This window comes from Pseudaestuariivita rosea (assembly GCF_017592335.1).
GTDB lineage: Bacteria > Pseudomonadota > Alphaproteobacteria > Rhodobacterales > Rhodobacteraceae > Parasulfitobacter > Parasulfitobacter rosea.
Window position 1 is genome coordinate 11,460 of sequence record NZ_JACNMP010000016.1, and the last position, 12,098, is coordinate 23,557.

The following is a 12,098-nucleotide window of genomic DNA, read 5'->3' on the forward strand; positions in this document are numbered from 1 at the left end:
CGTTGCGACGTTAACGTTTCTCAAACTCCAGGCCCGATAAAACATATCCGCTATGGTCGCGCCCCAGCCCCCGTCAGGCGCCAGAACCGGATCGGCAGTACGATGGCGGCCAGTATGATGCCGGTGCCGTAGCCAGCCCAAAGACCAAGCGGGCCGAAGTCTAGGATAATCCCAAGCGTGTAGCCAAGCGGCAGGGCGAACAGCCAATAGCACGCCAGGGTGAACCCTGTGGGCCAGACGAAATCCTTTGCCCCGCGCAGGGCACCCAGGGCCGTGGACTGGATACCGTCGGCCACCTGGATCAGGGCGACGACGACAAACATCGCAACGGCAATGCCGATCACCTGGGGGTCATCGGACAAGGCGTTGGAAATGTGCCGCCCGGTGAGCAGAAGCGCCACCGTCACGCACAGCATCCATCCCGCGACGATGATCATCGCCGTGCGTGCAATCGGTCTAAGACGGCTTCGCGCATTGGCTCCGATGGCCTGCCCGATGCGGACCGTCGTCGCCGTCGCCATGCCAATCGGCAGCATATATAGGACACCCGCGATTGACTGGACGATCTGATTGGCCGCCAGCGCCGCCGCCCCGAAAAGACCAAGCAGCAAGCCGACAACGGAATAGGCCGCGCCCTCGCCCACGTAGGCGATTGTCAGGGGCATGCCTTCGGTCGCCATCTGGCTTCGCAGGCCACTTTCTGTTTCCTGCTTCAGAAACCCGTTCCGGCGCAGCCATCCCAAGGCAACAGCCAAGGCCAGACCGTCGGCGATCACGGTTGCGACCCCTGCGCCAAACAATCCAAGGCCCGGCCAGCCGCCGATGCCCCAGATCATCACGTAATTGAGCGGAACGTTAACCAGAACGCCGAAAAACGCAAAACACGCTGCGGTCCAGGCCCGATCGATGGCATTCAGCACGAAAGAAATCGCCATAAGGGCCGCGACGGACATCAGAACCAGTGACACCATGAACCAATAGCCGCGCACCTCGGCTATGACCTCGGGCGGTTGACGGAAGAGTGGCAGCAGGAAATAGCTGACCGCGAAAATCGCGGCGGCGGTGATCCCGGCTATACCAGCCATGGACAGCCCGCCTTTCAGCAACCGACGCACGCCGGCATGATCGCCCTGGCCATACCGCTGCGCGGCCTCGACCCCGATGGGCGAAAGAAAGCCGTAAAGCCCGGAATAGATGATGATCAGAACCGTCGCCGCCAGTGAAATCGCCGCCAGCGGCACGGTGCCCAGGGGCGAGACCATGATCGTGTCGATCACACCAAGCAGCAATGTCGCCGATAGCCCCGCAATGATCGGGATCGAAAGGCCCAGCAGCGCGCCTGCCTCGGACGGGCCTTTGGGGGCCATATTGGCCGTTTTCTGCAGTGATTTTGACATCTGTCCCCCGCGTCCCGTGTTAGCAACAGATAGGAAGGCGGCAGGACAAAAAAAGGTACCAATGCCTAATCGGCCAGGGGACGTTTACCAAGGTGCTTGCGCAGGCGGGATGGGGTTGATTTTTTCTTGTTCTTATAGGGGTTCTTGTCCGCCTGGGATCGCATCGTCAGGCGGATGGGTGTGCCCGGCATGTCGAAGTCTTCGCGCAATCCGTTGACCAGATAGCGTGAATAGCTTTCGGGCAGTTTACCGGGGTGCGAACACATGACGACAAAAGCGGGGGGGCGCGTTTTGACCTGGGTCGCGTAGCGCAGCTTGATGCGCTTGCCGCCGGGTGCGGGGGGTGGGTGTGCCTCGACCATGCCGATCAGCCAGCGGTTCAATTGGGCGGTCGTGACGCGACGGTTCCAGACGTCGTAGGATCGTTCGATCGCGGCTTTCAAACGGTCCAGCCCCCGACCGGTTTTGGCCGAGACTGTGACCAAAGGCGCGCCGCGCAGTTGTGGCAGAAGCCGTTCAAAGGCTTCGCGCAAGGCTTTGAGTTTGTTCTGTTTATCGTCCTCGATATCCCATTTGTTGACGGCAACGACCACCGCGCGGCCTTCACGTTCGGCCAGATCGGCGATGCGCAGGTCCTGCTGTTCAAAGGGGATCGCGGCGTCCAGCAGGACCACGACGACCTCGGCGAATTTCACGGCGCGCAGGCCGTCTGAAACGGACAGCTTTTCCAGCTTTTCCTGCACCTTGGCCTTTTTGCGCATGCCTGCGGTATCGAAAATGCGCACGGGCAGGCCATCCCAGTCGATCTGCAGCGAGATCGCATCGCGGGTGATCCCGGCCTCGGGCCCCGTCAGCAGACGATCTTCGCCCAGTATCTTGTTGATCAGGGTGGATTTTCCGGCATTGGGCCGCCCGACGACGGCGACCTGCAAAGGGCGTTTACGATCGGCCAGCGCCACGTCTTCGGCGTCGATATCGACGTCAACATCGGGCTGATCCTGCGCGGCGCGCTCAGTGAATTTATCGGCCAGTGGCATCAGAACGGCCAGCAGGTCGCCCATGCCTTCGCCATGTTCAGCCGACAGGCGCAGAGGTTCGCCCAGACCCAGGGCGTAGGCCTCAATCACGCCAGCGTCGGCCGCCCTGCCCTCGCCCTTGTTCGCGGCCAGGATCACATGGGCATTCTTCTTGCGCAGGATGTCGGCAAAGATCTGATCCGTTGGGGTCACGCCGACGCGGGCGTCAATCATGAACAGACAGATGTCGGCCATTTCGACGGCGCGTTCGGTCAGGCGGCGCATCCGGCCCTGCAGGCTTTCGTCGGTGGCTTCCTCCAGTCCGGCGGTATCGATGACGGTGAACTTCAGATCGCCCAGCCTGGCAGCACCTTCCCGCAGATCGCGCGTCACCCCGGGCTGGTTGTCGACCAGCGCCAGTTTCTTGCCCACCAAGCGGTTGAACAGCGTGGATTTTCCAACATTTGGACGGCCGACAATGGCCAGGGTAAAGCTCATCCCAAAAATCTCCGACCCGGATCAGACCCCGGCTTTACACCAATGCACCGTTATCGGAAAGCCAGCAGTTGCCCGCGATCTGTCACCAGATAGAGCGTGCCACCCACGACAACGGGGTTCGTGGTCGCCCCGCCGGGCAGCCGGACTTCGTCGATGCGGGCGCCGTTGACGGGGTTGAACGACCGGATCAGACCATCGTTTGACGCCACGATCAGACGGCCGCCCGCCAGCACAGGGCCATAATGGGCAAAGACACCCTTGCGACGGCGTTCGCGTTCGCGAGTGTAGAATGGCAGCGAAACGCCCCAGATGCGTTCGCCGTTCGAGGCATCCAGCCGCACCAGTTCGCCCAGATCGGTGACGGCAAAGACAGACCCGCCAGCGGGCCAGACGGGGCTATAGGCGCCCTCGGTCGCGGTCCAAAGCCGCGCGCCATTGGCGGCTGACAGCGCCACGATACGGCCGCTTTGGTTACCGACATAGATCGTATTGCCGTCGATAACGGGATCGCCGGTGATATCAGACACGGTGGCATAGACGCGGCCCTGACGTTCGCCGGACACGGTCGCGCCCCAACGGCGGATACCGCCACGCCGGAAGGCAGCCAGCAGATCGCCCGAACTGAAGGGGAAGACGACAATCTGATCGTTCACAGCGGGGGCTGCACCGCCCACCATATTCGCAATCGTTGGTGTGCCGGGCAGTTGCCAGCGCACGCGCCCGTTTTCGGCATTGATCGCCCAGCCCACATTGTTTTCAGACACGACATAGACCAGCCCGCGGGCCACGGTGGGGGCGCCTGTTGCGGGTGCCTCAAGATCCTGATGCCAGATCACGGCACCGGTTTCCGCATCAAGCGCGCTGAGGCGTCCGAAGCCGGTGGTCACAAAAACGCGGCCGTTTTCATAGGCCAACCCGCCGCCCGACGCTTCGCCTTCGTTTTCCGACGGCGGGGTCAGATCGCGGGTCCAAATGCTGCGGCCGCCTGTGGTATGGGCCGCCACACCGGCTTTGGCATCCAGCGTAAAGATACGGCCGCCTGCAACAACGGGGTCGGCTGTGATGCGGTGCCTGCGGGTTTCACCCGCGCCGATGTTGGCGGACCAGGCCAGCGACAGGCTGCTGTCCAAGGCGGGATGCTGAATCTGGTGTTGGGCGTTGCCGTTGCGGTGGGTCCAGCTGCTGTGATTAACCTGGGCGGGCAGCCGGATCGGGACAGCGCGATTGACCTGCGCGTCGGTGGGGGCTGCGGCATCATCCGACAGGGGCGTGCGCAGATCCAGCCGTTCACCTTCCAGCCGCTCTTCCCGTTCGGCACAGGCAGATATAATCAGTGTCAGAAACGACAGGAAAATAAACTGAAACGGCTTCACGGCCTGATTGTCCTTTTCATTCGTGCGGACGCTGCCGCAGGTCGGCTTAGGTTGCCTCTAATTCGCCGCCAAGTGAAATAATCAGCTGCGACACGCGGCGTTGCAGCCCAGGTGTAATCGTATTGTCTGACAGAATCTGTTGCAGCCGCAAGAGAGCGGCGTCGGTCTGCCCGTCTTCAATCTCTAAAAAAGCAAGTTGTTCTTCGGCCAAAAGGCGGAAGGCCCCACCGGGGGCGGACAGCGTGGCAAAGCCCGCGCGGCGTTCGTCAAACGACAGCGTGTCTTCCTGCAACAGCAGCGCCTTGAAAGATGCCAGATCACGATAGATATCGGCATTTTCGTCATCTGCCCGCACGGCATTATAAATCGCCAGCGCCGCATCGCGGTCGTCATTTTCCAGATGCGCGTCGGCCAGCAAAAGCTGCACGATCACATCGGCATTGGTTTCGGTTTGAACGCCCTGCAAGGCCTGGGCACGAGCCTGAGCCTGATCCGCCTGAAAGGCTGTGATGATCTGATCGCCTGCTGCGCGCGCGGCCTGTGCATTCTGGGCCTTACGGTATTCGTTAAACGCAGCACCCCCCACCAGCGCGACAAGCACCAGCACAACGATCCAGCCATACCGCCGCATCATCTTGAACAAACGATCGCGGCGCAGTTCTTCGCTGACCTCTTCGATAAAGCTGTCGGAGTTGGACAAGAGACTTCCCTTTTTTCTTTCGGCTGTCTTACGGAAAGATAAAGGGAATGCCAAGGGGCGGCAGACAAGTGGTAAATCGCCCAAACCGCTTATTCCGTTGCGCTGTGTTTGCGAAAACGATAATTTGAACCAGAGTGTTCAGTAAGGACACATTGATTTCGCAATGGGCGCATGTGGTGATGTATTAAAGCACCCGGGCCAATTGCGAAGACGACACGAGGCCGCTATGAGACTGTTTCCGATCCTGACAGCCCTTTTGGTGTCAGGTTTTCTGTATCTAATGGTATTCGAACGCGACGCGCTGATGGCCTTTGCTGCGGGTGCGGCCGAAACGATGGATACGGCGGCAGACACCGAAAGCGCAGGGATCAAGCCGGTGTCGGTCATGGCGCTGCGGTCTAACGCGCAGTCGATTGATAACGCGGTCATTTTGCGTGGACAGACCGAAGCTTGGCGCGAAGTTGTCGTGCGTGCCGAAACATCGGGTCTGGTCGTATCCGACCCCCTGCGCAAGGGCAGCCGCGTTAATGCAGGGGATCTGTTATGTCAGATTGACCCCGGCACGCGCGAGGCCCAACTGACCGAGGCCGAGGCCCGGTTGCAAGAGGCACGGATCAATGACAACGCAGCATCACAACTCAGCGAAGGCGGCTTTGCGTCCCAAACCCGTGTCGCATCCACCACAGCGGCCGTTCAGGCCGCCGAAGCCGGGGTAAAGGCCGCGCGTACCGAAATCGACCGCCTTGCTATTCATGCGCCCTTTGCAGGATTGCTTGAGTCTGACACCGCAGAAATCGGCAGTCTTTTGCAGCCCGGCGATCAATGTGCAACGGTGATACAGCTTGATCCGATCAAACTGGTGGGTTTTGTGCCCGAGGTGGATGTTGACCGGATCACCGTGGGTGCCCGCGCGGCGGCTCGTTTAACGTCAGGGCGCGACGTCACTGGCGATGTTGTTTTCGTGGCCCGATCCGCCGATGAACTGACCCGCACGTTTGAGGTCGAAATTGCGGTTCAGAACAACGATCTGGCTATTCGGGATGGTCAGACCGTCGAAATCCTGATCGCGTCCGACGGTCTTAATGCGCACCTGCTGCCGGGGTCTGCGCTGACGCTGGACGACAACGGCACACTTGGCGTTCGTGTGATCGATGATCAAAGCAAGGCGTCTTTTGCCCCTGTTACCTTTATCCGCGACAGCATCGAAGGCGTCTGGGTCGATGGTCTGCCGCAGACCGTCGAGGTGATTGTTGTGGGTCAGGAATATGTCACCGACGGTGTGCCTGTGACGCCGACCTATCGGGGGGGCAACTGATGACGGGCCTTGTCGATTGGGCCGCCGCACGTGCACGGATGATCCTGGCCTTCATTGCGCTGTCGATCATTGTGGGCGCCGTGGCCTATGTGTCTTTGCCCAAGGAAGGCGAGCCGGATATCGAAATTCCGGCGCTGTTCGTGTCCGTCCCCTTCCCCGGCATTTCGGCAATCGACAGTGAAAAGCTGCTGGTCAAACCGATGGAAAATGAGCTGGTCGATATCGACGGGCTGAAAACCATGACCGGCACCGCCGCCGAAGGCTATGCCGGGGTGGTGCTGGAATTTGAGTTCGGGTGGGACAAGACCCGCGTCATGGCGGATGTGCGCGACGCGATGAACTCGGCCGAGGCTGAATTTCCCACCGGTGCCGAAAAATATACAATCACGGAATTCAATTTCTCAGAATTTCCGATTGTCATCATCAACCTGACCGGCGCCTTGCCGGAACGGACGCTGGTGCAGGTCGCCAAGGACCTGCAGGATCGGATCGAAAGCGTGGATGCCGTGCTTGAGGCCGGGCTGGCCGGGCAACGTGACGAGATGCTTGAGGTGATCATCGATCCATTGCGGCTGGAATCCTATAATGTGACTGCAGATGAGCTGATCAATGTGGTCACAAGCAACAACCTGTTGATCGCGGCAGGCGAGATCGAAACAGACAGTTCCGCCATCGGGGTGAAAATTCCATCGTCGTTCGATGACCGGATCGATGTTTTTAACCTGCCTGTGAAGACGAACGGCGACCGGGTGATCACGCTTGGCGATCTGGCGGATATCCGACTGACGTTCGAAGACCGCGAAGGTGTGGCGCGCTTTGATGGCGTAAATACCGTTGCGCTGCAGGTGGTGAAACGCAAGGGCTTCAACCTGATCGACACGGTGGAAGAGGTCAAACAGGTGGTCGCCGACACGCAGGCCGGCTGGCCCGAGGAACTGCAGACCGCCATCCAGGTCGGCACGTCCAACGACCAGTCGCGCGTCGTCGATTCGATGGTGACGCAGCTGGAAGGGTCGGTGCTGACCGCAATTGCGCTTGTGATGATCGTTGTGCTGGCCGCCCTTGGGCCGCGCCCGTCCCTGCTGGTGGGGTTCGCAATTCCGACGTCGTTTCTGCTGTGCTTTCTGTTCCTGGCGCTGATGGGGATCAGTATTTCGAACATCGTGATGTTCGGTCTGATCCTGGCCGTCGGCATGCTGGTGGATGGCGCGATTGTGGTCGTCGAATACGCCGACAAACGCATTCAAGAGGGCTCTGGCCCCATGCGCGCCTATGTCGAGGCCGCAAAGCGCATGTTCTGGCCCATCGTCAGTTCCACCGCGACGACGCTTTGTGCCTTTCTGCCGATGCTGTTCTGGCCCGGTGTGCCGGGTGAGTTCATGGGCATGCTGCCGGTCACGCTGATCTTCGTTCTGTCCGCGTCACTGGTCGTCGCACTGATCTATCTGCCGGTGATGGGGGGTGTGACGGGCCGGTTAAGCCGCACATTTGGCTTCGCGGCAGATGCCCTGAAGCGCAACATGCAACGCCCTGTGATCATCGCGCTGATCGCGCCCGCAATCATGATGGTCTTTCTGGGCGCGATGCAAGTTCTGAACCCACGCTATCTGTTGGGCGAGGCCGGGGAAACGGCGCCGGGCTTTGCCATATTCGTCGGTGCGGCACTGTTTACCGCAGGCGCTATCGCCGTTTCGATCACCGTCAGCGCCAGCCAGCATCCCCATCAGAAAACGCGGATCAGGGCCGGACGGGCCCGAACACTGTTTGGCCGCGCCATCCGCTTTATCACCGGCAACCCGATCATGCCGATTGTAACCATCGCTGCGGTTATCGGCTTTGTCTTTATGACGTTCGGCATCTTCGGACAGAATAATCCGGGTGTTGAGTTTTTCGTTGAATCCGAACCTGAACAGGCCATCGTCTATGTCCGGGCCCGCGGAAACCTGTCGCTGGCCGAAAAGGATGCTCTGGTCCAGCAGGCCGAGGAAATCGTGCTGGCCCACCCCGGCGTGCAGAATGTCTTTGCCTTTGCGGGTGCTGGGGGTCTGAACACTGACGCCAGTGGCGGGTCGGCCCCGCGCGATACAATCGGGCAGATCCAGATCGAAACCGTCCCTTGGGAAGATCGCCGCGACCGGCCCGATCTGGACGGCAACATCGTGCTGAACGAACTGACCGAACAGTTGGGGCAACTGCCCGGCATTCAGATCGAAATCCTGGATATGTCGCGGGGTCCTGCATCGGGCAAACCCATTCACCTGCGCATCCGGGGCGAAGATCTGGACGTGCTGGAACAGGCCGCCCTGACCGCCCGCGCCCGGTTTGAGGCCACGCCCGGCCTGACCCTGATCGAAGATACGCTGCCCCTGCCCGGCATCGACTGGGAAATCGATGTCGACGTTGAAAAGGCTGGCCGCTATGGCGCCGATGTTGCGACTGTGGGGGCTATGGTGCAACTGGTGACACGCGGCATTCTGCTGGATACGATGCGGGTTGACACCTCGGACGAGGAAATCGAAATTAGGGTCCGCCTGCCACGTGAGGACCGGGTGCTAAGCACGCTGGACACGCTGAGGGTGCGTACAGCTGACGGGCTGGTCCCACTGTCGAATTTCATCAGCCGCAAGCCGGTGCAGACCCTTGCCCAGATCGACCGCGTGGACCAGAAGCGTCACTATGATGTTAAGGCGGATGTTCTGAGTGATCTGACCGCCTTCAAGATCACATTGGAACAAGGGCCTGAGGCGGATGATAGCCAGGCGGTTGCCAGTGACGAAGCGGAAGAGGTTACTGTTGGCGTCGGCCTGGTTCTGGAAGCGGCAGATGTTGAAAGTGGGATAAGACCGAACCTGACCCTCATCGAAGAGCGTACTTGGCCCTTTGCGGACGTCGTTTCGAACTACCTGATCAGTGATTATGCCGAAGGTTGGACTGCGAATAGCATTCAGGCAGCCATCGGAAATGGTGCTTCGTTTTCGGCGGCGCCCCTGACGGCGACTGAAAGGATTGATGTTTTAACCGAATGGCTGGAAACCGAAAACCCCCTGCCCTCAGGCGTCGAATGGGAATGGACCGGTGATCAGGAAGATCAGGCCGAAAGCCAGGCGTTTCTGACGCAGGCTTTTGCGGGTGCATTGGGGCTGATGTTCATTATCCTGCTGGCGCAGTTCAATTCGTTTTATAACTCGGTTCTGGTTCTGCTGGCCGTGGTGATGTCGACCGCGGGCGTTCTGATCGGGATGCTTGTCATGGGGCAGAAGTTTTCGATCATCATGACCGGCACGGGGATTGTTGCGCTGGCGGGGATCGTGGTGAACAACAACATCGTGCTGATCGACACCTATCAGGACTACAGCCGTTATATGCCGCGGATCGAGGCGATCATTCGCACTGCCGAAGACCGCCTGCGCCCTGTGTTGCTGACAACAATCACCACGATGGCGGGGCTTGCGCCGATGATGTTTGGCCTGTCACTGGATTTCATCAACGGTGGATATTCGGTGGACAGCCCGACGGCGCTGTGGTGGAAACAGCTGGCCACGGCCGTTGTGTTCGGCCTGGGGATTGCCACGGTTCTGACACTGGTCTTCACCCCGTCCATGCTGGCCGCGCGGGTCTGGGTGACCAGCTATGCCGGTTGGGTGGCCTGGGCACTGCAAAAGATGTCCCTGGGCGAACAAAGCCGCGCAGCCCGTGACTGGGCCCTGCAGGTCGAAGCGCGGCGGGTCAAGCTTCCGGAAATCCAGTGGGATGAAGATCCGGCCAGTCCATCAACGGCGCTAAAGGCTGCTGAGTAATCGCAGATTAGGTGTTTAGGTTCAAAACCGCGCAGGCCTCGTAGGCTTTCAGCACAGGCAAGGCCGTCTGGCCGTAGGTTTGTTGAAGTTCGGGAAAAAGCGCCAGAAGTTCGGCGCGTACAGGCGCATCAAAACCATTCACGCCAGCGTCACCCGGGTAAAAGCTTTCGGTTGCAACGCCCTCGGCAAAGATGATCTGATGGTCATCGAAAAGCAGGTGGAAATAGTCTACCACGCCACCTTCGGCCACACGCACACCCGGCATTCCAACAAAATGCTTGGCCGCGACCAGAACGGCATCCTCCCCGATCATCAGGGCGACCGAAGCGTTGGCGCAGACAAAGCGATGCTGCGGGGACACGCGCAAAACCCGCCGGTTACCGATGGAGCCCGCATCAAAGACGATGGGGGCCAGGTGGCCCTTGGCAGGGACACGGGTTGACCCGACCCAACGCAGCGTCTGATAGCCATCATGTTGCGTGTGGATCTGATCACCCGGCTGCAACGCCTCGACCGGGATATCGCCGCGGTCCGTTTCAATCAGCGTGCCCGCGACAAAACAGGGGGGAACGGCGTAATCGGGCGCGGGGAAATCGGGGCCCTCGGCAGCAGACTGGATTGTCAAAGGGACGCCGACGGGCGGGAAAGTTCCGATAAAGGCCAGCCCTTCGATGGTTGCGAAGGGGGGCGAGGAATCCCTGACATTGAACCCGACAAGGGTGTACTGATTGCCATCCGGGTCTTCGACGACAAAGGAATATTCGGCCTCGACCACCGTGCCATCGCTGTAGAGTGTGCCGTCGATAGTCTGATCGCCGTTCAGAGTCTGATTACCGTCGTTGTCCTCAAAGTTGTTATCGCCGGTATCGCTGATTTCGATCGGACGCCAGTTGTTGGCATTGATCGTCAGTGTTTCACCAACAAGATGGCTGCCGTCCCCTTGGGTCACACCATCCAGACCAACGCCACCGGTCAGGAATACATCAGCTTCATCCAGAACATAGATTGAATAATCGGGCATTCTCGAACTCGTTACCAAAATTAACGATTTGGTAACGTTCTAAGGGCCTTCAATCAAGTTATGACGTGGTTAACCAGGGCTGAGACCGCGCATCTTCTCGGATCTACGGCGGAGAAATTCAACCGTTGTCAGAAGGGCGATCGAAACAACAACCAGAAGGGTCGCCACCGCCAGAATGGCCGGACTGATCTGTTCCCTGATTCCATTCCACATCTGGCGCGGAATGGTCTGCTGATCGAAGTCGGCCACAAACAGAACCACGACGACCTCGTCAAAGCTGACGACAAAGGCAAACAGAGCGCCTGAAATGACGCCAGGCAGGATCAGCGGCATGATCACGCGGAAGAACGTCGTGGTCGGATTGGCCCCCAGACTGGCCGAGGCGCGGGTCAGCGAATGATCAAAGCCGACCAACGTGGCTGTGACCGTGATGATCACAAAGGGGATGCCAAGCGTGGCATGGGCCATGATCACACCCAGATAGCTGTTGGCCAGACCGACGGACGAATAGAAAAAGAACATCCCCGTGGCCACAATGATAATCGGGACAATCATAGGCGAAATCAGAATGGCCATGATGGCGCGGCGATAGGGCATCTCGGGGCGGCTAAGACCCAGGGCCGCAAGGGTGCCCAGAACGGTGGCCAGGATGGTTGAGAAAAAGCCGATGATGACCGAATTTTTCGCAGCCTTGATCCAGGCGGCGTTCGCCCAGGCATCTGACCACCAGCTGAAATCCCGTTCAGCGCCCGGTGCATTCATTCCGAAGGTCAGCAACAGATCGTACCAGCGGGTGCTGTACCCTTCTGGGTCAAAGCTCAGCATCTTGTCGGTGAAGGTGAAATAGGGCTCGGCGTTGAAGCTGAGCGGGATCACAATCAGGATCGGCGCGATCAGGAACAGAAAGATCAGCGCGCAGATCACCAGATAGGTGTAATGCCAGATCCGTTCGAGGGGCGATGCGTGTTTCGGCAGGGCCAT

General features: G+C 59.6%; 8 protein-coding genes. 2 read left to right on the forward strand and 6 right to left on the reverse strand.

The features are described from left to right. Positions 1 to 50: 50 nt before the first annotated feature. From H7848_RS11955 to H7848_RS11970, 4 genes are all read right to left on the reverse strand, one after another. Positions 51 to 1,397, reverse strand: coding sequence for an MATE family efflux transporter (locus H7848_RS11955; protein ID WP_237072720.1), 1,347 nt, complete (start codon positions 1,395 to 1,397; stop codon positions 51 to 53). 65 nt (positions 1,398 to 1,462) lie between these two features. Beyond that, on the reverse strand, positions 1,463 to 2,911 hold the full coding sequence (gene der / locus H7848_RS11960; RefSeq protein ID WP_208351804.1) for a ribosome biogenesis GTPase Der: 1,449 nt from the start codon (positions 2,909 to 2,911) through the stop codon (positions 1,463 to 1,465). 50 nt (positions 2,912 to 2,961) lie between these two features. Next, the gene (locus H7848_RS11965; protein ID WP_336512093.1) at positions 2,962 to 4,284 is read right to left on the reverse strand and encodes a PQQ-like beta-propeller repeat protein; all 1,323 of its coding nucleotides are present in this window, start codon (positions 4,282 to 4,284) and stop codon (positions 2,962 to 2,964) included. 46 nt (positions 4,285 to 4,330) lie between these two features. Then, a complete protein-coding gene (locus tag H7848_RS11970; protein WP_208351806.1) occupies positions 4,331 to 4,984 on the reverse strand; it encodes a tetratricopeptide repeat protein in 654 nt (217 codons plus the stop codon). Positions 4,985 to 5,210: 226 nt separating this feature from the next. Here H7848_RS11970 and H7848_RS11975 point away from each other — a divergent pair, with 226 nt between their 5' ends. Together H7848_RS11975 and H7848_RS11980 are read left to right on the forward strand one after the other, a co-directional pair. Beyond that, positions 5,211 to 6,299 (forward strand): efflux RND transporter periplasmic adaptor subunit, encoded by a 1,089-nt coding sequence (locus H7848_RS11975; RefSeq protein WP_208351808.1) that lies wholly within the window; start codon positions 5,211 to 5,213, stop codon positions 6,297 to 6,299. Further along, positions 6,299 to 10,096 carry an efflux RND transporter permease subunit gene (locus H7848_RS11980; RefSeq protein ID WP_208351810.1) on the forward strand — a complete coding sequence of 1,266 codons (3,798 nt, stop codon included), beginning with the start codon at positions 6,299 to 6,301 and terminating at the stop codon, positions 10,094 to 10,096. Before H7848_RS11975 ends, H7848_RS11980 begins: the two co-directional genes overlap by 1 nt. A 7-nt stretch (positions 10,097 to 10,103) precedes the next feature. On the opposite strand, the gene H7848_RS11985 is transcribed toward H7848_RS11980, so the two are convergent. Together H7848_RS11985 and H7848_RS11990 are read right to left on the reverse strand one after the other, a co-directional pair. Further along, positions 10,104 to 11,117, reverse strand: a complete 1,014-nt coding sequence (locus H7848_RS11985; protein ID WP_208351813.1) for a Hint domain-containing protein — start codon at positions 11,115 to 11,117, stop codon at positions 10,104 to 10,106. A gap of 69 nt (positions 11,118 to 11,186) precedes the next feature. Continuing rightward, positions 11,187 to 12,098 (reverse strand): ABC transporter permease, encoded by a 912-nt coding sequence (locus tag H7848_RS11990; RefSeq protein WP_208351815.1) that lies wholly within the window; start codon positions 12,096 to 12,098, stop codon positions 11,187 to 11,189.

What these genes read in the sequence shown, in the direction of transcription:
- H7848_RS11975 (WP_208351808.1), top strand. Translation starts at nt 5,211, where the DNA reads ATGAGACTGTTTCCGATCCTGACAGCCCTTTTGGTGTCAGGTTTTCTG.
- H7848_RS11980 (WP_208351810.1), top strand. Translation starts at nt 6,299, where the DNA reads ATGACGGGCCTTGTCGATTGGGCCGCCGCACGTGCACGGATGATCCTG.
- H7848_RS11955 (WP_237072720.1), bottom strand. Translation starts at nt 1,397, where the DNA reads ATGTCAAAATCACTGCAGAAAACGGCCAATATGGCCCCCAAAGGCCCG.
- der (WP_208351804.1), bottom strand. Translation starts at nt 2,911, where the DNA reads ATGAGCTTTACCCTGGCCATTGTCGGCCGTCCAAATGTTGGAAAATCC.
- H7848_RS11985 (WP_208351813.1), bottom strand. Translation starts at nt 11,117, where the DNA reads ATGCCCGATTATTCAATCTATGTTCTGGATGAAGCTGATGTATTCCTG.
- H7848_RS11990 (WP_208351815.1), bottom strand. Translation starts at nt 12,098, where the DNA reads ATGGCCCTGCCGAAACACGCATCGCCCCTCGAACGGATCTGGCATTAC.